Annotated in this window: 16 protein-coding genes; 1 reads left to right on the top strand and 15 read right to left on the bottom strand. The window is 41.2% G+C overall.

Features of this window, described 5'->3' with window-relative positions; translation table 11 throughout:
* Nucleotides 1-10: 10 nt before the first annotated feature.
* From MKZ09_RS16380 to MKZ09_RS16330, 11 genes are all read right to left on the bottom strand, one after another.
* Nucleotides 11-1,399 carry an ABC transporter permease gene (locus tag MKZ09_RS16380; RefSeq protein WP_076135085.1) on the bottom strand — a complete coding sequence of 463 codons (1,389 nt, stop codon included), beginning with the start codon at nucleotides 1,397-1,399 and terminating at the stop codon, nucleotides 11-13.
* Nucleotides 1,386-2,108: an ABC transporter ATP-binding protein gene (locus MKZ09_RS16375; RefSeq protein WP_076135087.1), complete on the bottom strand. Its 723-nt coding sequence runs from the start codon at nucleotides 2,106-2,108 to the stop codon at nucleotides 1,386-1,388. The genes MKZ09_RS16380 and MKZ09_RS16375 overlap by 14 nt, the downstream gene beginning before the upstream one ends.
* A 39-nt stretch (nucleotides 2,109-2,147) precedes the next feature.
* Nucleotides 2,148-4,745 (bottom strand): hypothetical protein, encoded by a 2,598-nt coding sequence (locus MKZ09_RS16370; RefSeq protein WP_081394301.1) that lies wholly within the window; start codon nucleotides 4,743-4,745, stop codon nucleotides 2,148-2,150.
* Nucleotides 4,746-4,877: 132 nt separating this feature from the next.
* A complete protein-coding gene (locus MKZ09_RS16365; protein ID WP_076205923.1) occupies nucleotides 4,878-6,206 on the bottom strand; it encodes a hypothetical protein in 1,329 nt (442 codons plus the stop codon).
* Nucleotides 6,203-7,291 carry a DUF58 domain-containing protein gene (locus tag MKZ09_RS16360; RefSeq protein WP_076205921.1) on the bottom strand — a complete coding sequence of 363 codons (1,089 nt, stop codon included), beginning with the start codon at nucleotides 7,289-7,291 and terminating at the stop codon, nucleotides 6,203-6,205. The genes MKZ09_RS16365 and MKZ09_RS16360 overlap by 4 nt, the downstream gene beginning before the upstream one ends.
* A gap of 3 nt (nucleotides 7,292-7,294) precedes the next feature.
* Nucleotides 7,295-8,272, bottom strand: a complete 978-nt coding sequence (locus tag MKZ09_RS16355) for an AAA family ATPase (RefSeq protein WP_076205918.1) — start codon at nucleotides 8,270-8,272, stop codon at nucleotides 7,295-7,297.
* 132 nt (nucleotides 8,273-8,404) lie between these two features.
* Nucleotides 8,405-9,493: a GerAB/ArcD/ProY family transporter gene (locus tag MKZ09_RS16350; RefSeq protein ID WP_076205916.1), complete on the bottom strand. Its 1,089-nt coding sequence runs from the start codon at nucleotides 9,491-9,493 to the stop codon at nucleotides 8,405-8,407.
* A gap of 21 nt (nucleotides 9,494-9,514) precedes the next feature.
* Nucleotides 9,515-10,666 carry a Ger(x)C family spore germination protein gene (locus MKZ09_RS16345; RefSeq protein ID WP_076135097.1) on the bottom strand — a complete coding sequence of 384 codons (1,152 nt, stop codon included), beginning with the start codon at nucleotides 10,664-10,666 and terminating at the stop codon, nucleotides 9,515-9,517.
* Nucleotides 10,663-12,105: a spore germination protein gene (locus tag MKZ09_RS16340; protein ID WP_076135099.1), complete on the bottom strand. Its 1,443-nt coding sequence runs from the start codon at nucleotides 12,103-12,105 to the stop codon at nucleotides 10,663-10,665. Before MKZ09_RS16340 ends, MKZ09_RS16345 begins: the two co-directional genes overlap by 4 nt.
* A gap of 199 nt (nucleotides 12,106-12,304) precedes the next feature.
* Entirely contained in the window at nucleotides 12,305-13,606 is a 1,302-nt protein-coding gene (locus MKZ09_RS16335; protein WP_232061525.1) for a right-handed parallel beta-helix repeat-containing protein, read from the bottom strand.
* A gap of 859 nt (nucleotides 13,607-14,465) precedes the next feature.
* Nucleotides 14,466-15,326 (bottom strand): DUF421 domain-containing protein, encoded by an 861-nt coding sequence (locus tag MKZ09_RS16330; RefSeq protein WP_076135101.1) that lies wholly within the window; start codon nucleotides 15,324-15,326, stop codon nucleotides 14,466-14,468.
* 207 nt (nucleotides 15,327-15,533) lie between these two features.
* Here MKZ09_RS16330 and MKZ09_RS16325 point away from each other — a divergent pair, with 207 nt between their 5' ends.
* Nucleotides 15,534-15,740 carry a DUF1657 domain-containing protein gene (locus MKZ09_RS16325; protein ID WP_036678243.1) on the top strand — a complete coding sequence of 69 codons (207 nt, stop codon included), beginning with the start codon at nucleotides 15,534-15,536 and terminating at the stop codon, nucleotides 15,738-15,740.
* A 49-nt stretch (nucleotides 15,741-15,789) separates the two neighbouring features.
* Here the strand turns inward: MKZ09_RS16325 and MKZ09_RS16320 are convergent, their stop codons facing one another.
* From MKZ09_RS16320 to MKZ09_RS16305, 4 genes are all read right to left on the bottom strand, one after another.
* Entirely contained in the window at nucleotides 15,790-17,571 is a 1,782-nt protein-coding gene (locus MKZ09_RS16320) for a sensor histidine kinase (protein ID WP_076205914.1), read from the bottom strand.
* 16 nt (nucleotides 17,572-17,587) lie between these two features.
* Entirely contained in the window at nucleotides 17,588-19,168 is a 1,581-nt protein-coding gene (locus MKZ09_RS16315; RefSeq protein ID WP_076135105.1) for a response regulator, read from the bottom strand.
* Nucleotides 19,169-19,339: 171 nt separating this feature from the next.
* The gene (locus MKZ09_RS16310; protein ID WP_172628815.1) at nucleotides 19,340-21,025 is read right to left on the bottom strand and encodes an extracellular solute-binding protein; all 1,686 of its coding nucleotides are present in this window, start codon (nucleotides 21,023-21,025) and stop codon (nucleotides 19,340-19,342) included.
* A gap of 72 nt (nucleotides 21,026-21,097) precedes the next feature.
* Nucleotides 21,098-21,994 carry a carbohydrate ABC transporter permease gene (locus MKZ09_RS16305; protein ID WP_036678249.1) on the bottom strand — a complete coding sequence of 299 codons (897 nt, stop codon included), beginning with the start codon at nucleotides 21,992-21,994 and terminating at the stop codon, nucleotides 21,098-21,100.
* Between the last annotated feature and the right edge of the window lie 17 nt (nucleotides 21,995-22,011).

Below are 22,011 nucleotides of genomic sequence, written 5' to 3'. Positions count from 1 at the left end.
TTAAAAATAGCTAATCCCGTTTAATCGCCGTGAGTGCATTCGTTCTGGATGCACTGATCGCCGGATAAATACCCGATAATACACCTGTCATTACCGCAAATGCGATCCCAACCGGAAGAGTCATCAGAGGAATATAAATCACCAAAGGCTCGCCTCCACCCATTCCTGAAGAGTTACCGATGAGCTTATTAATTCCTAATACAATCAAGTATGAAAAGGCTATGCCGAGCAATCCGCCCAACATCCCGAGCAATGCCGCTTCTGTAATGAACATATTGCGGATCTGGCCCATATTGGCGCCTAACACTTTCATAATACCGATCTGCCGTCGTCGTTGATGAGTGGACATAGTCATCGCAACGATAATGGAGATCGAAGCAATAATCAGAATAAATACACCTATACCGAGAGCCGCTTTCTTGACCATGCTGAAGGTATCAGCGAGTGCCTCTTTTTGATACAAATTTGTGCTTGTTGTTAAGGTAAGTTTCTGAATAAGCTTCTCTAGTTCCACGATATTCTCAGTGCTGTCTACCTTTACAATTGCTGAGTTATAGACACCCTTTTGCCCAGCGGTTCCACTCGATAGCTTCATTTGTTCTACAAGCCGCTCGCCAGTCTCTAGAGACACATAGATCTTCTTGTCGTACATAGCCATATTCTCGTTCGTTCCACTCGGGTTGTCGAGGATTCCCACCACTTGAATCGGTGAGCTAACTAACATCCCTCCGGTTTGAGAGGCGGGATCAAAAGATTGTAATTGAACCTGTTGCTTATACATATCTGTTGGTAGCATGCTTAAGCTGTTGTACTGTTCCATCAACTTATTGTTATATGGATCTGTACTCAATTGTTCAAAAAGACGCTGCCGGGTTTCATTATCAATCAGTCCAACGGTTGCACCATAGTTCAGTACAGCCATTCCTACCAAATCAGAAGGTCCGCCTTGTTTGAATTTCTTATCATATTTCGTTAACAAGCGTAGATCCGTTCCAATAAGCTGTACATCCGTTATTTTATTATCGATAGTCAACATCTGTATGTACCCTAGCTCTTGAAAGGGAGCTGCTGCAGTTACATGCCGCAAGCCTTTAATAATTTCCAGCTTCTGCGCCGTCAGCCTGCCGGGATCAAGCTTTTCATTGGCCGCAGACGATCCGCTGCCACCGCTGCCTCCTCCTTGGGAGGGTATACCTCCGTTGGGAGACACCGTAATTTCATCCATTTTGAAATTGCGGTTGATTTCCCGCTCCGTGTAGCTCTGTGCGGAGTCTCCTATACTTAATGCAACTATGATTGCAGCACATCCAATGGATATGCCAGCCATACAAAGACCTGTGACAACTTTCCGCCGTTTGACCTGTTCCCAAGCCAAGCGAGAAATATCACTTATCCTCAATGAGTATACCCCCTTCGAGTTCAGTATTCGAAGAAGTTTGGTTTTCAGTAATCATATATCCGTCCCGAAGCGTGAATATCCGCTGCATTTGCTCCGCGACTTTTAGCTCGTGAGTTACAACTATGAAGGTGGTCTTCATCTTCTTGTTCAGGTTAAGCAGGATATTGATAATTTCTTCTTCTGTCTTCGAATCTAGGTTTCCGGTTGGTTCATCTGCAAAAATAACAGATGGTTCCGTAATCAAGGAGCGTGCAATACTGACACGCTGCTGCTGTCCGCCAGACAGCTGGGAAGGGAACAAGTCGGCTTTATCAGGAATGCCGACTCCTTCCAACAATTCTAAAGCTTTTTGTTTACGTATAGAGGGTGCAACGGATTGAAAAACCAGCGGCAGCTCTACATTTTCACGGACTGTCATGCTAGTAATCAGCTCATAAGCTTGAAAGATAAACCCGATATTTTTTCTGCGAAATTCCGATAGCTTATTCTCACTCATCTTCACGATATCTTGATCGGCAATATAAATATGGCCTTCAGTAGGTTTCATTAGTCCTGCCATCAGATTGAGCATCGTTGACTTACCGGAACCCGAGCTCCCCAGCAGTGCCACCATCTCCCCCTCTTTCACAGAAAAGTCAATTTGATGAAGCACTGCTGTAGTTTCATTACCGTTTTTATAAGAATGCGTTACATTTTCCACTCGCAACATTGGAGCTGCTCCTCTTCGTACAATAATAGATATGAAATGCTATTTCTCAGTTACAACTGCTCTATCAATCTTGATGTTATAAGCTTGACTAGCCAGCTCGATCCGTTCGCCTTGGAATTCATCGTACAGCGTGATCCGGTAGGTTCCTCCTGACAAATTCTTATACATATTATTGCTAAAGCTTGCTGTATACGAGTTGTTGGTCCCTTCAAGAATATCGGTGCCAATGTTCAAGCTTCGTTCCTGAGATAGACCATATGGATCCGTCATTTTGAGAACCAGCTTATGCGTGAAGGTTCCCATATCATAGCTGCTGTCACGAAGAAGATTGTAATTCATAACTATATTTATAGAGTCACTGCCTTGTAGTGAGCGTCCTTCCGAACTTAGAACGGACATGGTATACGGATAAATAGCCACCTTCGTCAAGTTCTTCTCAGGTGGTGTGATGACCGGATTTAATGACAGTGAAGCCATATTAATAAATCCAGTGGATTCCTGACCGGGTTCCGTCAGTTTATTCCCAGTAATCCCTGGCCCAAGGAACAGGCTTACATCCGAAGCATTAACAGCCTTGGGAACCTTCGCCCAGAAGGTGATTAATTGCTTACCGCCTGGAGTAGCAGACGTATCCGGCTGATTGGCTGTAGCTTCGAATAGCTGACCATCTCCCGTTTTGTAATAAGCTTGGAGGCGAGCCATTTTGCTTTGTCTTTTCTCTTCACTGCTCAGAAGCAGCTCTGTGTATACGAGATTGGAGTTAAGGCCTTCATAAATAATGGTTTTGTTCTCTTGCACTTTAGCGTTTTTGCCTTTACCAGAGATAACATAACTTCCTCCAGTTTCAATAGAAGCTACAGCGTTCATCATGCTGTTCGTAGTAACGGACAGGAACGAGCTTTTCTCTTCTTTTACCATAGAATAAAGATTTAATTTTAATTTATCGAACTCTTGTGTATAAGGAATTTTGGCAAACACATAGATTTCAGCGTTTTTACCGGGCCCAATCGTTGAAGTTTCCTTATCCATAAACAATTCCGTTGAAGATGACATGTCCTCATTGTCTACCTGAACAGCTCCCTTTAATTCCGGCAGAGACAAGGCAACCGATTGGGTATTCGTAATATTTAATCTGGCAACAACGATATCATCGTCTTTCCATGGAAAACGCTGCAAGGAAACTAAACTATAAGTAAACGTCCCATATTCATTTGTTGCTCTATATTCCATACCTTTCTGTATCTCAGGACGCAAGGTATAGGAGATCGTAAAGTAAGCAACCGGAACCGTTAGTTTAGCTGTGTTGCTCGTAACGACATTAGTTCCACCAGTGCTTCCAGTTGCTGCACCTTCTCCAGTAGTTCCCGTTTCACTATTATCTGGAGCAGAAACAGCCTCAATCATCTGCAATTGCAGTGAATTCTGTTCTACTTCAAGGGGTACCTGTGCGGTAAGCGGGATGATTTTTTCCTCCAGCGGTTTTATGGTTAATCCGCTCAAGCCCTTAGAATTGATCGGAAAGGTTGTCCCAGTTGAGGATTTGACGGCAAGCTCATAAGAAGGTAACGTAACGGCTGACTTCCCTGTATTCTTCACTCGCAGCTGAAAAGTCCAGAATCCCTTATTGTTCTCTGCGTATACGGTTGCGTTATTTAATTGGGTTTCAACCGTATTGTTATTGATGGTAATTTTCTTGATTACACCTTTGCCAACTACTAGATTTGGTGTAGTAGCCGCAGGCAGCTTGTACGAGGATTTGGCAATCTCCAACTTCAGCGCCTCATCCTTTTGGGTGAATTGCAGTTTCATATTCTCCGTCTTCATATACGAAGGAATTTCTGTAAGATAATAAATGGTCTTTTTCTCTTGGGGCTGAATTTTATAACTAAGCTGAGAACGGTCAAGGGCTAATTCATATGAGCTTCCCCCTGCCGAGACCAAATATGCTGCGTAACCAGGATCACTTAATACTTTGCTGCCTTTATTGGTCAAGCTTATGCCCACCTTGGCATAAACCTTTCCGCTGTATTTGTAGAGCTCCAAGGATTCACTTTTAGCAACAACCGGAATGTCATTCATTGTAGTGCTTACATTTTTACCGTTTACAGCGGTTGGCGAATAGTTGGCGGGTATATTAAAAGTTCCTACTTGCTTGAGATACCCCTTGGTTTTGGAATCCCAAACGTACATTGGAATCTTGATACTTTTTAACGAATTTACCTGACCGACATTAACATAATAAGTAACGCGCAAGCTTTCGTTAGAACCCACTTTTTTCTTAGTAGCGTCCGCACTTAGTGGATTCCCTGGAATGACAGAGCCGCCAGAGGTCATAACTCTCGAAAAATAATACAGTAGGCTAGCACTTTTATTGCTGCCATTCGAATAGTTAATTGTATAAGTTAAAATATTGCCTCCAGGCTGTGACCAAATATTCACATCTTCCAGTGTAGCTTTGATATTAGCTCCTAAAGAAACGGAACCCAGATTACTAGGAGCTGTTACAGTTGCAGCAGCTACCGCAGATTTTGGCTGAACAGAACTAACTGCTGCAGCCGAAGCGGTATGCCCTGTCAACTGGCTTATGACAAAGGTGCTTAAGAGTAAAACAACATATGTACTGCTATGCTTTCTCATTGACTTCCCTCCACGAGTATTTTACTAGAATTATTATAGTGGTTAGCGCAGTTCCAATTGTATCCATGTTGTAACTCTTATAGATCTTTTGTAACCTATTTGTTCCAATTTGCATGTATTCTGAAAATGATTCTATAATTTCAGTTGATTTTTCAAAGCTGCAATATCAGAAGCGGGAGGCTGGTCTTCTCCGTATCTAACTTTTTCATATACTTCAATCAATTGGTCTGCTGCTAAAGAATCTTCATCACCCTTACGTTTATGCTTGCTACGATCTCCCCATAGCAAAACATCCCTTTTTGTTTCCTGCGGCGTAAGATAACTTTTCATTTCATAACCGTTTTCGCGCTTTATATTAAGCCACCGCCGATAAAGCCATCGGACACGTTCCTGCTCGCCATTCATCTGATCCCAGCGATCCTTACGATGTTTTGAAGGAAGAAGGGAGCTCCAGAAATCCTTTAACCCTCGAACGGTTTGTTCCCAAGTAAAGACGCTTTTCTCCTCGTCAAGATATGCTGTATTATTCTTAGGGGTATGTTCCCTACGTAACATCGATAACAATGCATCTATGGCTTTCCGCCATTTTTCTCCTGCATTTCTGTACAACCAGCGAAGTGCATAATAGGCTACAAATCCCAATAATACCGCCGCCAAAATATAAAACCCGTATTCTAGTATAATAGCTAGCCAGCCACGCTTTTGCTCGCCAACAGGTGGTAACATCGGAGTTGCTGGCGGCAATTCAGCTGGCGGAGGCTCTGGTTCTTTTGTGCCAGAAAATAACTGATTAATAAAACTGAAAAATGAGCGTAAGAGTCTCCATACCAATGATCCTATAGCTTTACCGACACCTGCCGCTAGTACAGCTGCAATAACTCCAATCACAATGACATATATACGATTATTCCGTTGTATACCTTTGGGCAGTGTTTCATTCTCTTCAGTGAGTGCGCTGTATCGTATATAGCTGCTATTAGAAATAAGTAACGTCAGTATTAAATACAGACTGCCACACCAGGTCAATAACGGCACACTTGGCTCCAATTCAGGAACTCTATGAAACGCTATAGTAGCTACAAAATAGATTATTATACCTATCCAAAACATTCTGAATCTATTATTTCTAGAGTCTACCGTCATCCCTAAGAATGTACATATAAATCCAGCCACCCCTAAGGGAAGGCTTTCGATGGATAATCTCCCTGAAGCCGCACCTAATAATGCCCCGAGGATTAAGGCGGCAAGCAATTGCTTCCATCTTACATTGCAAAAATTGCGCAAAAGAATGCCCGCTAAAGCTAGTATAGGCAGCGCAATCAACCATATTTGCTCATCTTGTTGGGGCAACAAATAAATCTGAAATAGAACCCAAACCGGTAGAAATAGCAACAATTCAATAATAGACCACAACCAGAGTTTCACTGTTTCCCTTACATAGCCAGACAACGTAAGCTTCATGCGCTCTCTCTCCCTTGTTCCGGAATATCCAGCCATTCCACACCATTGCCTTGCTGCATTAAGAGATCCGTCGCCTTTTGCAATTCTGCTCCCCTATGGCAGCTTATGATTAGAAAGTCTGTGTCACTAATTCCACTCTCAACCTGCAATTCCAATAGTCGACTCATAGGAAGTGTTCTATCCAGCTTCAGCCTTGCCAGCAGCTCTAACATATCTTCGAGCTGAGCCATCGGCTCTGCTTCAATTGGATCTCTTTCGCCAGCATCGTCCAATCTGCCATTACAGATTAATCCGGTCTCAATTCCATGCTGCATTGCGTATTCAGCTATAGTCGCTGCATATCTTATTCCTTGCTCGATTCGTTCGACATCAGTCACCGTTCTCCACATGGAATCACTGTCTTCTATATTCAGACAGATGACGAGCCGGGAATCAGCAGTATAATCTTTTTTATGAACCTGCATAACACCAGTACGTGCTGTAGCCTTCCAGTTTACCAATCCCATAGAATCTCCTGAGCTATACTCACGAATGCCAGCAGTCAGAAAAGGGTCTTCAACGATCCATCTTTTCACAGGAAGCCCACCCAGCCAGCTATGAATGGGCAATGGAAGCTCGTCTAGATTCAGCAGAACAGGATAGATCAACAACTCTAATTCGAGTGGATACGTTTTGTTTTTTCGAGTCAAACCAAATGGATCTCCCGTTGTCATAGTCACGGATTCCAAACGATATAAACCACGGCGCTCACATGTCACTTGATGCCGTCTTTTAATATGGCGATAAGATTTTAAATAGAATAAACTAATATGATTCTGAGAGATTTCACCCGTACTAATCCCAAGATTATCCTGACTTCCAAATTCCAGACCTCTCGCAATACTAGACTCCAATCGGAGCCACGGCAAAGGAAGAAGCTTCGCATTAACGATCTCCTCGATCATCTCAATACGTTCTCCTTCATAAGCAGTCTTACGTGAAAAATAGCGAGAATAACTAAGCGCTTTCAGGCCATTCCGTTTATAAATGTCAGCAAGTAGTAACACCAACGCCACTGTAATGAAAATGAACCAAGGCAAAGCCATAGGTCATTCCACCTTTCCGCCTCTTAAGGGCGTCACGGGTTCAGCCGGTACCTCAACTTCACGAAGCACTTGCAATACAATATCCGCGGCTTGTCCCTCTTTTGAGCCTAATCCCCGATGAAGCAGCAGACGATGTGCAAGCACGGAAACAGCCACGGCTTTGATATCATCCGGTGTTACATAGGATCTGCCTTGAATAAGTGCATATCCCTGAGCGGATCTAAGCAACGCGCCACTAGCCCGTGGACTTGCACCCAGTTTTACTGCCGTAGATTTGCGGGTAGCTTCCGTTATACGTACGATATAACCTAATAAATCATCACTGATACTTACCGATGCGGCTAAACGCTGTGCGGCTTGAATATCTTGTGCCGTTGCTACTGGAAAAGACTCTTCGAGCGGATTATTCTCACGAAAACGCTGCAAAATATGTATCCCTTCATCGAAGGTAGGATAACCCGTAGTAATCCGCATCAAAAATCGATCTAATTGAGCCTCAGGCAGTGGGAAGGTCCCTTGGTTGTCTATCGGATTCTGAGTAGCAATGACAAGAAACGGTGCTTCTAATCCGTGCGTTACCCCATCGATAGTAATTTGCCGCTCCTCCATACACTCCAGTAGGCTGGATTGGGTTCTAGGGGTTGCACGATTAATTTCGTCAGCCAGCAGTATATTAGCAAATACCGGACCTGGTCTGAACTGAAACTCTCCTGTCTTCTGATTGTAATAGTTGATCCCGCTTAAATCGGAAGGCAATAAATCCGGTGTAAATTGTATGCGCTTAAATGAACAATCCAATGATTTGGCAAGAACCTTTGCCAGCAAGGTTTTACCCGTACCAGGTACATCTTCCAGCAAGACATGTCCATTCGCAAGTAATGCGGTCAGCAGCAGGTCTACTCCCTCCTCTTTTCCTACAATGACTTTGGCAAGATTGGCCCTAATAGATTTGATAAGTTCAGTTACTTCTTGAAGATTCATGTGAATACACCATCCAATCTGAGGATAATTATGTAATAAGTGCTTTAATCATAACAGAAAGCGTACCCGATTTATAATTCACAAAAAAAGGCACTGTCCATAATTAGACAGCACCCGTCTTCCATTCGATTTTCATTTCGCCGTCTTATGCCGATATCGAAAGAAAGCTACAATCCCGTAATAAATGGGTATGCTTTCAACGATTAGCCAAATGATCACAATGGCAAAGCTTTTGTAGTGTTCGTAATATCTGCCGACGTCGCGTGAATATAAGTACGCTATTGTCACTGAAGCCAGTGTTAAAAGGGGAACGTAAATTTTTTTACTATTAGTATTAAACAAACTTGCTACACATTTTGAAGCTACATAGATAAGGAAAGCGCTGTGAATAAACATCGAAGACGACCATATTCCAATCAAAAGCGGGTCTGTATTACCTAATAAATTATCTTCTTTCGAACTACGCACCATCTCAAGAAAAGGATATTGGAGTTGCTGGCCTAAATGTGGACCAAAACTCATCATTGTCAATAACCATCCTATTAAGACCGTAATTGAAACATAGAACTGCACAAATACTAATCTTTTCATCATTTTCGCTTCAATTTTTAAATCAGGTGCAATGAACAAAAGGACAATCCATTCTCCAAACCATGACATGACCACAATAGAATCTTTCAGGGCGATTCCAGGATCATGATAATGAAAGAAAGCAGGTACCATACTAAAGTCCGCATTCGGAAGGAACAAATTAAATAAAATGATCACGGTAATAAAGAAAATAATAAATAATCCATCGGCCATATATGTAATTGTTGCAAATCCTAGACTTGCCGTGTACATGATCACCAGACCAACGACACACTGGATAAATAGAGGTGGAGTTCCTCTTAAATAATTCGAGCCAAAAAATAGTACGAAATTCTCTATATCGAAAGAAACATAATAAACACACCAGCATAGTAGGAGCAGAATCATAAATTTATGTGGCCATTTGCCAATGATCTCTTTTCCAAAGTGAACCCAAGCTTGATTAGGTCGCAGCTTACCAACATAGATTGTAAACCACAATAATATCAATCCTAATAAGGAGCCAACGATTAATGCAATCCAGCCTTGATAAGAGGAAGTAGCAATAATAGCTGGTATCAAAAAAATGGTGGTTTGTGAGCTAAAAAAAATGGTGATAAACCGGAACAGCTGCCACTTTGTTGTACGCATAACTTCTCCTTCCTCAGTTCTTTATTTTGCTGTTCCAAAATCTACAATCCGAAAGTCCGTCTTCACCTTAATATCCGCCTCATGAGCGTAGTAATTATCCCAACGTTCTCTTAATTGCTTCCAAAGTTTCGGATCATTCCATTCCAGTAACATGCCGAGCTGTAGAACATCCGCACCTGCTTGTTGAGATAAACGTATAGCTTCGGTCAGATTAGCAGTTACTTTACCGCTTAGTTTCTCTGTAATGATATTACTGATCTCTTCTAGATTTCTATTCTTAGGATCCCTTAAATAAATCACACTAGCTTTTCCCTTTAATTTCACTGTAAAAACTGGACCCTCATCCGTTATTTTTACTTTTTTTGACGATTTGGTGCTAACAAATACAACACTTGCTGCACTTTCTCCACCATCCCAGGTAACAGAATAAACCGACAGCTTAAGCTTGCCTGCGGCCCATGCCAATGCCCTTCCCTCTTTAAGCTTTAGTATTCCCTTCATTTTCTCATTCTGAAACAACATAGCGCCTTGAATGCCTGCCCAATATTGTGGTTTGCCTTCTTTTGTAGTTTCTTCTTTTTTACCAAATGAAAGATTATTTATAGCAAATCCAACGCCCGATGCCTCAGCGAATATGCAGTCCTTAATTGTAGTCGAAAACATATATTTTTCTGTTCCAAAGCTCCTCAGTACATCAGAAGGCAATTGTTCATAAATAGGTGTTAATGTATTCATCTCTTTTGCACTGCCGGGACTAGCCATGACATAGGTTCCAAGGGGGAGACTTGGCTCTCTTCTAATCCATAATAGGAGTTCGCCGATCCCTTGTTCTGCATAAGCTTTCCCTAAGACAATTATTTTTAATTGGGAAAGACTAAGTTGACGTGTCAGATCTTTTTGAACTAGTAACATGGCGTCTGCGATCGTATCTGCGGTCTTAGAAACTGTAGAATAACTATTCCCATCACCGCCACCACTTGAGGGCTGGCTTCCCGAGTTAAGACGATTAGGCAAAGGAGAGTTAATCGTAATTTCAACGGTGCCTGCTTCTTTGCCTACATCTATAAATAAGCCGTACACAAAGGTTAATTCGTCCAGTTCCACCTTGGACGACCAACAGCCTGTTAAATTTAGGAGTAGAAGTATAACCACTCCTATCTTTAGAGTTCTCATTTTTGATTCTGTCTCCTTAGATTCCTGTTGCTATAAAGTTTGCTGCGTTTCTTCATATAGTTAGAGGGAAATCGAGATAAAGTGTCCTTCCAATCTTCTAACACCAAAGGGGCAACGGGTTGTAAATACGGTGAGCCTAACGGTCTAAGATTAGCTAAATGCCCGTAAATCAAAAACGCTGTAATATATACCCCGAGCAATCCCATTGTTCCCCCCATAATCAATAAAGGGAAACGAAGTAAGCGAAAAGTCAGACCGAGCTCATAATGAGGAATAATGTAGGTGGCAATTCCGGTAATGGAAACAACAATAACCATTGGAGCGGATACAATTCCCGCTTGTACCGCAGCCTGACCGATGACTATCCCCCCAATAATAGAAACGGTCTGGCCCACAGGCTTTGGTATTCGGGTTCCAGCTTCTCTAAGAGCTTCGAAGGTAAGCTCCATAATCAAAGCCTCAGTCAATGCTGAGAAAGGAATGTTCTCTCTGGCAGATGCTATCGTAATTAACAGGTTTGAGGGAATGATCTGAGGATGAAAGGTTGTAATCGCAACATAAAGCGATGGAAGAATCATCGATATGATGGAGAATACAAATCGAACCATTCGAATCCAGCTTGCGGCATAGAAGCTTTGATAATAATCCTCAGAGGATTGTAGCATTGTAAAAAAAGATGTAGGTGCAATCATTGCAGTGGGTGTGCCATCCTGTAATATTCCGATCCGGCCTTCCATTAAAGAAGCTGCCACCGAGTCGGGGCGTTCCGTATATTGAAATACCGGAAATGGAGTCAAGTTCCCCTTCCGCAATTGTTCCGATATATAACTAATGCCCAATATGCCATCAATATCTATTTCATTTAGTTGCTTTTCAATTTCAGCAAGAACTTCTTTTTTATATAGTCCTTCAATATATACAACATACACATCAGTTTTTGTATATTTACCAATCGTATAATGAATAGTCTTTAGATCCGGATGTTTAATTTTGTGTCGGAGCAGGGACAGATTTGTTTCAATATCTTCAATAAATGCTTCTTGTGGTCCAATCACCACAAGTTCATTTTGTGATTCCGTAACCGATCTTTTCTGATATTGCGTGATCTCAAAATAATAAACATAAGGAAGCTCTTCAAAACAAAGCACTGCTTTTCCAGCGACAATCAAATCCACAACCTTGTTTATGTCAAACTCCTTAAGATACGGGATGGGAAAAACAGCTCCTCGATCCAGTCGTTCTAAAAAATCCGGCCATTTGTGCTCTGAATTTGCTTCATTTTTTAGCGGCAATGCAATATCTTTATGAAGACTCAGAGAATTCACGATGAATGGGATATAGATCAAGTCACAGGAATGCCCATGAAGGCGAATGTTTTGAAAAACTGCATCACTAGATCCTTCCAGTTGTTCTTTTATTGTTTCAATAATTCCAGACATCTGCAGACTACCTCCAAAATTGTGACTTGTTAATCTGGTTTAGTTTGCCAACGTGATGGAAGGTTTATACTTAAAACAAACCAAAAAGGCACAAATCCGGTATAGTTCCGGACTCATGCCCATCAAAATATTGAATAAAATGACCTATCTAATCCTACAGAGTCACTTTAATAAGGAGCTCAAACCCCTAGCTTTCAAATCACGGAAAAGTTGCACCAATATTAGTTCCGCTAGGTGTTCCAGATCCGATTAGATCACTACCCCCAGTTAATTTGAGGAAACTGCCCAGACTAAAAGAACCATCTGCACTTCGCACCACTGAAGGCGTAAGACTTACAAAATCAGCGGCACTGGCTATCAAACCCTTGGCATTGGCACTTGCATTACCTTTCCACCACACATTAGTACTTAGAATATCGGTTCCACTTGTTTTGTCACTCGAGCCTCCAGCAAAAGACAAGTTGTTCGTAAATTGGTGAGTACCGGCATCAAAAGCAAAGTTACTCTGTCCGTTACTCCAAGAAGTATTATTTGTTAACTGAATGGAACCTGGATTACTATTGTAAGTGAATCCGTGTTTTTTATTTTGAAACGCTATGCTATTCAGCACAATGTGGTTTACTGAAATCTTTTCACCACCTAGTTTGAATCCATTCCCATCACTGTTTGCCGTTGAATTTCCATCTGAGGTCTGTCCGTTCTTATAGGAGATACTATTCTTGATCGTCACCACTCCGATGGGACCTGTTTCTGATTTACTGTAAAGATCCCAGCCATCATCTGTATTCCATGCAGCTATACATTTATCGAATACGTTACCAGGACCTATGGTCAGCTTAGCAGCAAAACCATCAGCGTCTTCCCCGTTATCCGGATCATAATTATCATGAGAATACACTCCAATGATCTGATTATAGCTCGGCCATTGACTCATGCTGGTCAGTGATGAAGCATAACGGCTGATTTGCAGTCCTGAATCCCGATTATGGTGGGTTTCAACATTCTCAATAATGTTATAGTTCCCGCCAATAAAGATCCCATTGTCTCCTGAGCCTCTTATCTCTAATCCTTTTACCTTCCAGTAGTTACCGTATATCTGCAAACCACGTTGAGCTGGGTCAAATGGCTGGGCGTAAAAATCCAATATAGGCTTCTCAGTCCCATATGCAGTGATGTTCTTTCGTAAGTTAGAGCTTCCGCTATTATCTTGTCCAACAATTATTGTTGAAGAATACGTGTAAACCCCTCCACGCATATAGATGGTTTCCCCGGGGGCTACCTTCGCAATCGCTGAGACCAGAGTGGTTGGACTTCCAATTGTTCCTGCGTTGCTGTCCAGACCATTAGGAGCTACATAAATTGAGCCTGCAACTGGTGTTGCTGTTGGTGTTGCTGTTGGTGTTGCAGTTGGAGTGGCGGTTGGAGTTACTGTCGCAGTGGGGGTTGCGCTTGCTATTGGAGTAGCCGTAGGAGCTACCGTTGGTGCAATTGTTGGAGCTATAGTAGGCGTTGGTGTCGGGGTGCCCGTTGTGATATCGGAGACATTGATATTGTCGAACTTCGCTGCTGTCTTATAAGCTACAAGTCCAATACCTCCTGAAGTTAAAATATTATCGTGTGCATTCAACTGCAAAACATCATTAATATACATTTTAAGCGAATCTCCACTAAGCTCTAGCCTAACTGTATAGGCAGTCCCAGTAGTTACAAGAAAATCCGTTTTACTAGCCAGTGTTGAACTTGAACCATTCACTTTTTTTCGTATTTCAAGCGTCCCGCCATTACTGTTGGACAGAGATGCAGCATAATAGTTATTTCCGTCAACATAGCGCCCGCACACATAAGTTCGATTAGTCCCATTGAAATTATCAATCTTCACATCTGCTTGAACGCTGTAATCTGTCCACGTGTTGCTACCGGAGAACGAACGTCCTTCGTTTGGACTGGATTGGTAATACACATGATTGCCACCTTCTTCAACTACAGACCAAGTTCCTGTTGTACTCGTCCAATTGTCGGCATTTCCATTCTCAAAATCATTACTGAAGATATTTGCTGCCTGTGCGGTAGGGTTACTCCATACCAAATTACCTAGAACCAGCGAAGTTGTAAGCGTAACCATAATTCCGAATGAAAATCTTCCTTTTAGTTTCACGTGAACATCTTCCTCCTTGTTTTCTGATTTAAATAAAAAGCGAGGGCATTCCTCCAATCTTATGTCATCTATAACTCCAGCCTAATCTCAACTATAATTAATATTTTGAAGTTGTACAGCTACTTTATGCCCATATTATTACATTTATTTAAATTAATATAAAAAACACCCTCGATCTTACTCGAGAGTGCCTTTATCTTTACTCTTAGCTTTGAATTAACGGTTTCAATACCTTCAGTGAAGCTTGCAATTGCTCCGAACATTGTTCATACATTTTTTTAGCTTTTTCGTTATCTGTTGATAAACTGAACATCTCTAAATCAGCTTCACACTTTTTCAGCAAAGCATATAATTGAGGCTTATCCTGCGGCTGTGGGACTTTAAAGTTATCTGCATACAAATCGACCGTCAGCTCACCATAAGAATCAACTTGTCCAAGAAAAACATTTTCAACCGTAAAACCCATTTTCTCAAGGGCTCCATCCAACCAGCTTCGTGTCAGGTTTAGGGTGTCTAATGGTTTGTCGAGCACTTTACCATCCATAATGACAACTTGCGACTCTTTCTCCGGGGCAACCTTTATCCCCAATTGCTTAGGGGTTACCGGTTGATTTTCACTCTTGAGTAAAACATTTATGGCTCCATCAGATTCCATAATCGCAAATTCTACTTCCGATATATTGAAAACGTCTTTTTTGCGTAGTTCCTCCAGCAGCTCATCTGTGGTTAAACGTTCTTTTTTCATGTGATCTTCGAGTATTTTTCCGTCCTTAATTAGTACGGTGGACTTGAAATCAATAAAGTCTCTTGCTTTTTTACTCTTCATTTGAAGATATTCGATCCCTAAGGAACAAGCCACCCATACAATCAGTGCAATGAGCCCTAAATGCCATAACTTATCCGTATCCAAAGAAATGTAAGCGGCTAAGCTGCCGACGGTTATCCCCGTAATATACTCGAAGAACGAGAGCTGCGATACTTGTCTCTTTCCCAGTAATTTTGTTAAAAAGAAAAGTACAACCACAGCAAAGAGCGTTCGAACTACAACCTCTAACCACTCCGGCATTACAATTACCCTCCTTTTGAATCAAAGCTTGTTTACTAACACTCATTATTTGTCAATAAAGTCACATTCAATCCGGAATTTCACTACTTATTTATGGAAAATCATCTATTACTACAAGTATGAATTTTTTTCCTGCATAACGACAGATGCATTTGAGGACAATAGCAATCGTCATGCTAATAATCCAACACAGAGGAGAGAAACTCAATGACAGTAGCCTCACAAGTAAAAACATGTTTATCTTCTTTAAAAGGTGCTCAAGCCAGTCTTGAACAATTTGCATTAGAAACACAAAACGAGAGTGCAAAAACCTTGTTCACAAACGCAGCGGAGCAAACACAACAAATCGTAACTCAAGTAGAGAACCGGGTAACCGAATTAGAGTCCGAAGAGCCTCAATATAAAGGATTCTAATTAAAATTAAAGGGGTCTTAGGCTAGAAATACTAGCTTTAAGACCCCTTTTAATCAGGTACAACATTCGAACGAATGCCACGCTTACCCTTATTAGCAGGGATTAGTATCTGAACAGAAGTGCCAATTCCAACACGGCTAAAAATAGTTACGCCGTACTCAGATCCATATTGCAGTTTAATCCGCTGATCCACATTACGGACCCCATAGCCTGTATTCGTGTGGCCCTTTGGATCAAAAATTTGATCAATACGTTCCTGTCTCATGCCGATTCCATCATCAATGATGCGGAATAGAATATCTTTGCCCTCTTTACGCCCAACAATGCGTAAATGAATGTGATCACCACACCAGGCGTGCTTCAGCACGTTCTCGATAAATGGTTGTAGAATGAGCTTTATGGTCTCATAAGGCCAGATTTCTGTATCAAAATCAAACATAACTTCCAGACGATCACCGTATTTAATTTTCTGAATTTCTAAATAAGCGTTTGCCTGCTCAATTTCAGTCGGGACCGGAATCATGGTACGTCCTTCATTAAGTGTCAGGCGATAAAACTTCGCTAATTCAAGCACCATCTGCTGCAGCTTCTCATTTTGACCAAACTTGGCTAATTGAATAATAGATGACAACGTATTATATAGGAAATGAGGATTGATTTGTGATTGCAGAATTTCAAGCTCTGCTTCCTTCTTCTGGAGCTGCGTCAAATATACCTCTTTAATCAACATATCGATATTTTCGCCCATATCATTTAATGCGGTTGCAATCTGAGAGAATTCATCCTTGCCCCGATAGGAAATACGCTTGTGAAGATCACCCTCCCGATAGGCATTCAGCACGTATACGAACTTATTAATCCGAATTGAAAAATATCGGGATATAAATATGCCGACAAAACTAAAAACCACACAACAGATGAGACACATCAAAATAATAAACAGTCGTACCTTCACTGCATCCTGTTCAAGAATCGTAATTGGAACTAATGCGTTTAATTGCCATACTTGGTTAGAAACCGTAACGGTTTCACTAATTGTCAGATAATCCTTATTAAGTTCGGCTTCATTGGTATAGTCCTCTGGTAGTTCTCCCGATTGGTACATCGTTCTTCCGAACTCGTTTTTTAAAATTAGAATACTTCCTTTTCCTATCTTTGTATAATTCACACTATTAAACAGATCTGGAATGCCTACATTAATCCGCAGGAAGCCAATCTCCTTAGGCACGAGAGGGTCATATGTATCTATTAATCTACGTAGCAACGAGATACGATTATTTTCTACATCGCGCTCAATCTGCCACCATTTCATAGTCTCTGCATATTTCTCGGTTGGAAAATCATAATACCAGGATTTCCCTTCAATCCGTTTCATATGGTAGAGATGATAGAAGCTGCTATTATCCAGATAGCCCTCTAGTGAATTCGAATAGATCTCAGGAATGGATTCATTCTTTAAAAATAACGACATCCCAATCCTCATACCCGTTGATTGAATAGCTACGTCCAGCTTTGGAAGCACCTTCATAGACATCCGGTCATAATTTTCCCAGCCTTCTTCATAGCTTCGAAGATTCCGATAGAAATCATAATCACTATATAATTGTGTTGATATCCGGGTAACTTCCCCCATTTTATAGTCAATATTATCGCGAATCTGCAACAACGTACCTTTAATATTCGAGCTTGTATGCTCGCGTAATGAATCATTGTACATAGAATGAGAGACAAAACCAATCACAGATACTGGGATAATAATGAAAAAAATATATGTCAGCATTAATTTATACCCTATCGGCACATATTTATGTTTACTTCTTGGTTGTTTCATGCAACATCATCCCCCATCACTTCTCCCGCTTACGATACTCCATAGGTGTCATACCATAGGCTTCTTTGAACTGTCTGCTAAAGTAAGGAAGATAACGGTAACCTACCTGGCTCGCGATTTCATAGATTTTGCACTTCGGATCTTTCAAAAGCTTGCCTGCTTGTTCCATTCGCAGCTGAATGAGTACTTCGCTGAACGTTTTCCCAGTTTCCTCTTTAAATAGATATCCCAAATAGTTGGGTGAGAAAGAGAACTGCTGTGCAATATCCTTTAACGTAAAATTCTCGCTCATCTTATCCTTCATCATTTGCATAATTTCTCTAATCAGTTTATTGTTCACTGACTCTGTTTTGCTGCGTAGGTACTCGGATATCTCAAACGTTTTGAGTACAAGCCAAGAGCGTATATCACTGATCGTATCGAATTGAAGCAAAATATCTAAACTATGTAACTCCATACCTAAGATTTCAAATAAATCCTCACTAACCTCCTTCAACTGCTGATCCAGCTTCCATATAATATACATGGCTAGATTATGAATCGTGAATTTAGATCTTAAACTACTCACGGATCTGAACAGCTTATCGATCTCGTCATAAATAAGGACTAACTCATATTCTTTCATTGCTTTAAAAAGCGTATCCATACGGGCATCCAACGTACGGGCATCGATCATTCCAGGTTCGCTGCTAACCGTTTCATACATAATAAGTTTGCCTTTGCCGAGAAACATCTTTCCGTCAACGGCTTCCATAGCTTGCCGATAGGAGGTGTGAACCTGGTCCATAGCAAATGTAGGCTTCCCTACACCTACGGTCATAGTGACAGGAAATTTTGTGCGAATCGACTCATAAATTTCTTCAATAAACCTCTCCATCTCCTGTTCGTTAATCAACAACGCGATTCGATAAGAAGATACCTTATAGCAATGTGGCATACCGTGCTTCTGAGCAATAGTATTCACTTCATACAGAAAGTCCTTGGACATTAGATGTTTAGTTAGACTATCCTGTTCTTGAAACCAGTTGAAATAATCCAGCTCCAAAACCGCCACACGTATAGGCCATTCCAGCTTATCCAGACCGTAGGACTTCATAAGCTTTAACATTCCAGCTTGAGTGTCCCCCTCCCATTCCCCTTCAAATAAGCGGATCAACAAATCATTTTTGGCCATAGGAATCATATGCTGATAAGCTTCTTCAACGTCACGCCGTTTACTTTCATCATCTAAATCCTGCTTTACTTTCTGTAGTGCAGCAATAAGTTCCTTGTCATCCATTGGCTTAAGGACATAGCTATATGCTTTTAGCGAAAGTGCCTGTTTCACATAGCTAAAATCCTGGTAACCGCTTACAAAAATTACACGTATATCGTTTTTTCGCTCTATGGCAATCCGAGCCAGCTCTAGACCCGACATATTCGGCATATTCACATCACTAACAATAATATCAATAACATGCTGTTCTAAAATATCGCATGCCGTAAACGCGTTATTCGCTGCCTCCACGACCTGCATACCCAGTTCATTCCAAGGAATGAATTGTCTCATGCCTTCAAGATCAAGCATCTCATCGTCTACTAATAATACGTTGTACATCAACACAATCCCCCTTTGAAATGTTTTTAAACCAACTGCTGAATTCTACTAACCAATCTTTTTCAGTATACCATTCATTCTCTTCCCTAACAGCTTATAAAGCAATGAGCACTGGAAATGGGACGTAAAAACGAAGGCTCGCTAAATAGCAAACCTTCGTATTACAAATTATTATTTACCTAAAGCTTTCTTATTTTCTGTCCATACTTTAGTTACATAATCAAGGAATTTCTCGTAGCCAACCTTGATAGAATCTTCATGTGCTTTATCAAGAATTGCTAATGCTTCTGCATCAGTCTTCGCATACATCGATTTTGCTCTTGCTGTTAACCAGATATCTCTGACACTTTGTCTGATAATCCCTTCTTCACTGTCCGGAGCCGGATCCCAATTCAGGAACTCCGTAAAGTCACCTTGTGAAGCCCAAGTAACTTCCATCTGCCAACGGTTACTAAAGTCAATCTTGTCAGCTGGAAGGGTTTGCAACATCATTTTCTTTGTATTATCCAAGAAAACTGTATTACCTACCCATACCAAGTCACCGGCTTTTCCGCTAATTTCGGACAGAGCTTCTGGCTCATTCAGATACTTATCTTTATTAAATTTAGGAGTAAGTCCATCTGCTTCAAATCCATCCCAATAACCATCTGGTCCTGGAGGACCCCAGTTAAGAACCATAGAACCTTCTGGTCCTGTCATCCAGTCAAGCATAGCGAATACAGCCTCTGGATTTTTAGCGTTTTTAGTGATTGTAGCAACGTTCCAACCTAACTGATTGTACGTTCCTGGAGTAATCTTACTTTGATCCAAACCAGCTTTGTAAATCGGTTTAATAAACATATAACCAGCTTCCGGATCCGTCTTCTTCATCTCTTCATCAGCAGTGGCGAGCAATTTCATTGGATCAAAAGTCGCAATAACAGCAAACTTGCCATTCATCGCTTTCTCTCTAATTTGATCTTCTGTTTGAGTATTCGCATCCTGCGTCATTAGCTTCTCACGCATTAATTTAGCAGCAAATACAACAGACTCACGGAATCCTTCATCCTTGTATATCGAACCCATTTTGTCCCCATCAGGTACGGCGTATATTCTAGTATACGACAGATTACTCTCTTTAAAAGAGGAGAATAACTGGTCAATTCCGTTACCATCTCTCGCTAAACCCGTCTCGAACGGAATAACGTCAGGGAACTTCGCCTTAACAGCATTTAAATAAGCATACAAATCATCTGTCGTTTCAAGCTTAGGAGAACCAAGCTCTTTGTAAATCTTCTTATTAATAGCATAACCGGCATTTCCGTTTGGTTGAGTTGTATAATAATTCGGCAGCTGATAGATCTTCCCATCAGGGGAACGAAGCAATTCCAAATGTCCAGCTGTTAAGTATTTCTTAAAGTTTGGATATTTATCAATATATTCATCCAAAGGAACTAGCATATCCGCTTGGCGAAGACGTTCTACGTCAGCACCTTTCTCGGTCCACACAATATCCGGCAGCTCATTACCAACGATCATTGTTTGCAGCTTTTGAGCGTTATTACCACCAGAGCTAATTCCTGTGACATTGATCTTCAGATTATCTAAAATCCATTTAGAAGCAGCATCTTTGCCCCATTTCGGCATTTGATACCAGCCGTAATTTCCGTAGAATGAGACTTCAAGCGGTTCTTTTCCTAATTCATACAAATCAGCCGCAGGAGCTTCAGTTGCTGTGTTAACCGCTGTTCCTCCCTCTTTCTCTGGTTCAGCAGTTGCCGCCGGAGCGCTTGAATTGTTGCCACCACAACCCGCCACCAAAGTCGTTAATAGCAAGGTAGACATCATACCGAGAAGCATCTTTCTCTTAGTCTTCAATGTATTTTCCCCTTTCAATTTGTAATCTATGTTCAAAGCAATACGCTCTAAACCCAATCTCATTCTATCATCCTACTCTTTCAATGATCCGACCAAGACCCCTTTAACGAAGAATCTTTGTAGGAATGGATACACACATACAATCGGAATGGTTGCAACCATGATCGTAGCCATCGTTAAAGACTTCGAGGTAATTTTCTTAGCCGAGTTAATATGAGCAATGGAGCTTGCATCTACATTTGACAGCTGTTCTGAAGCAATATTAGAGAACAATATCTGTCTTAAGATGGTCTGAATCGGCATTAACTCCTCTTTCGTAATGTAAATACTCGCTACGAACCACTCATTCCAGTGATTTACTGCTGTGAACAAAGATAATGTTGCTATAACTGGTCCCGACAAAGGAAGTACGATGCGGACAAAAGTCCCCCAATATCCGCAACCGTCAATCTTTGCTGACTCCTCTAAACCTTGTGGAAGACCTTGAAAGAAGGTCCGGAATATGATCATATTCCATACACTGACCAGTGCAGGAATTATAAACACCCAAAATGAGTTGAAGAGACCTAAACTTCTAATAAGCATGTATGACGGAATGAGTCCCCCACCGAAATACATAGTAATGATACACATAATCATGTAGTATTTGCGACCCATCAGTTCACGCTTCGACATTCCATAAGCGAATATCGAAGTGGCCAGTATCGCTGTTACTGTACCGATTACTGTCCGCAATGTAGCAATGACGAATCCACCCATTAGACGAGAATCTTCAAAAACAATCTTATAATTCTCAAGCGTGAACTCACGGACCCAGAAAGTAACTCCACCTTTCGAAGTATCCATCCCCTCATTAAAGGAAATAACAAGTGAGTTCCAAAATGGATAAAAAGCGGAAAATGCCAGTAAGGTCAAGAATACATATATGAACCCTATAAATATTCGATCTCCTATATTAATACGTTTCATAGTTTGGTCCCCCTATA

It is taken from the genome of Paenibacillus sp. FSL R5-0908 (assembly GCF_038006245.1).
Lineage (GTDB): Bacteria > Bacillota > Bacilli > Paenibacillales > Paenibacillaceae > Paenibacillus_AQ > Paenibacillus_AQ odorifer.
This window is presented reverse-complemented; position numbering and strand designations above follow the sequence as displayed.

What these genes read in the sequence shown, in the direction of transcription:
- MKZ09_RS16375 (WP_076135087.1), bottom strand. Translation starts at nt 2,108, where the DNA reads ATGTTGCGAGTGGAAAATGTAACGCATTCTTATAAAAACGGTAATGAA.
- MKZ09_RS16370 (WP_081394301.1), bottom strand. Translation starts at nt 4,745, where the DNA reads ATGAGAAAGCATAGCAGTACATATGTTGTTTTACTCTTAAGCACCTTT.
- MKZ09_RS16365 (WP_076205923.1), bottom strand. Translation starts at nt 6,206, where the DNA reads ATGAAGCTTACGTTGTCTGGCTATGTAAGGGAAACAGTGAAACTCTGG.
- MKZ09_RS16360 (WP_076205921.1), bottom strand. Translation starts at nt 7,291, where the DNA reads ATGGCTTTGCCTTGGTTCATTTTCATTACAGTGGCGTTGGTGTTACTA.
- MKZ09_RS16355 (WP_076205918.1), bottom strand. Translation starts at nt 8,272, where the DNA reads ATGAATCTTCAAGAAGTAACTGAACTTATCAAATCTATTAGGGCCAAT.
- MKZ09_RS16350 (WP_076205916.1), bottom strand. Translation starts at nt 9,493, where the DNA reads ATGCGTACAACAAAGTGGCAGCTGTTCCGGTTTATCACCATTTTTTTT.
- MKZ09_RS16345 (WP_076135097.1), bottom strand. Translation starts at nt 10,666, where the DNA reads ATGAGAACTCTAAAGATAGGAGTGGTTATACTTCTACTCCTAAATTTA.
- MKZ09_RS16340 (WP_076135099.1), bottom strand. Translation starts at nt 12,105, where the DNA reads ATGTCTGGAATTATTGAAACAATAAAAGAACAACTGGAAGGATCTAGT.
- MKZ09_RS16330 (WP_076135101.1), bottom strand. Translation starts at nt 15,326, where the DNA reads ATGCCGGAGTGGTTAGAGGTTGTAGTTCGAACGCTCTTTGCTGTGGTT.
- MKZ09_RS16325 (WP_036678243.1), top strand. Translation starts at nt 15,534, where the DNA reads ATGACAGTAGCCTCACAAGTAAAAACATGTTTATCTTCTTTAAAAGGT.
- MKZ09_RS16320 (WP_076205914.1), bottom strand. Translation starts at nt 17,571, where the DNA reads ATGAAACAACCAAGAAGTAAACATAAATATGTGCCGATAGGGTATAAA.
- MKZ09_RS16315 (WP_076135105.1), bottom strand. Translation starts at nt 19,168, where the DNA reads ATGTACAACGTATTATTAGTAGACGATGAGATGCTTGATCTTGAAGGC.
- MKZ09_RS16305 (WP_036678249.1), bottom strand. Translation starts at nt 21,994, where the DNA reads ATGAAACGTATTAATATAGGAGATCGAATATTTATAGGGTTCATATAT.